Raw genomic sequence first — 1,101 nt, 5'->3', positions numbered from 1 at the left:
GGCCGGTCTGCGTGCACTGCGGGCAGCCGCAGGTCGCCGCGGACGGCTACTGCGAGGGCTGCGGCGGCGCCCAGCCGCGCCCGCGCGACCACATGGAGAAGGCGCTCGGGGGCGTCGCCGGGGTCAGCGACCGCGGCGTGCGCCACCACCGCAACGAGGACTCCTTCACCGTCGCCGCGACCTCGCTGCCCGGCGGCGAGCCGGTCGTGGTCGCCGTGGTGTGCGACGGCGTCTCCTCCTCCGACCGCCCGGACGAGGCCTCGGAGACCGCCGTCGACGCCGCCTCCGAGTCGCTGCTGACCGCCCTGGAGGCCGGCCGGGACCCGAACCAGGCGATGCGCCAGGCCATCGCCGACGCCGCCAAGGCCGTCGCCGACCTCGCCACCGACGGCGCCGGCCCCACCCGGCCCGACCTCAACGCGCCCGCCTGCACCTACGTCAGCGCGATAGCCGCCGACGGCCGGGTCACCATCGGGTGGGTCGGCGACACCCGGGCGTACTGGATCCCGGACGACCGCGCGGCCGCCGAGCCGTTCCGGCTCACCCAGGACGACTCCTGGGCCGCCCGGATGGTCGAGGCCGGGCTGATGGGCGAGGCCGAGGCCTACGCCGACCCGCGCGCGCACGCGATCACCGGCTGGCTCGGCGCCGACGCCGAGGAGGTCGTGCCGCACACCCTCGACTTCACCCCGCACGTCCCCGGGGTGGTGCTGATCTGCACCGACGGACTGTGGAACTACGCCGAGGCGGCCACCGACCTGGCGTACTACGTGCGCCCGGACGCCCGCACCGAGCCGCTCGCCACGGCGCAGACCCTGGTGAAGTTCGCGGTCGCGGCCGGCGGCCACGACAACATCACCGTCGCCGTGCTGCCGATCGACCCGCCGGCCGCCGCCGTCGAGGAGGCCGACCAGACCCCGACCGCGCTGGACCTGCCGCTGATCACCGCGCGGCCCGCCGGCCAACCGGCCGGGCCGGAGGACGAGGACCACGAACCGACCCTGCCGGACATCCCGGTGATCGGCTCGCCCGCAGCCCCGCTGCCTCCGGCCCCGCCCGCGCCCCCGGAGGCCCCCCCGGCACCGCCCGTCCCGCCGACCG

1 protein-coding gene is annotated in these 1,101 nt (G+C 77.4%); it reads left to right on the top strand.

Annotated elements, in window-relative coordinates:
• Positions 1-1,101, top strand: a 1,101-nt coding sequence (locus KS423_RS46030) for a PP2C family serine/threonine-protein phosphatase (RefSeq protein ID WP_224285594.1), incomplete at both ends; no start/stop codon positions are given.

The sequence above is a fragment of the Streptomyces sp. LS1784 genome (assembly GCF_020103755.1).
Taxonomy (GTDB): domain Bacteria; phylum Actinomycetota; class Actinomycetes; order Streptomycetales; family Streptomycetaceae; genus Kitasatospora.
Note: the sequence above shows the minus strand (reverse complement) of the source record. Positions and strands in the feature narration are given on the sequence as shown.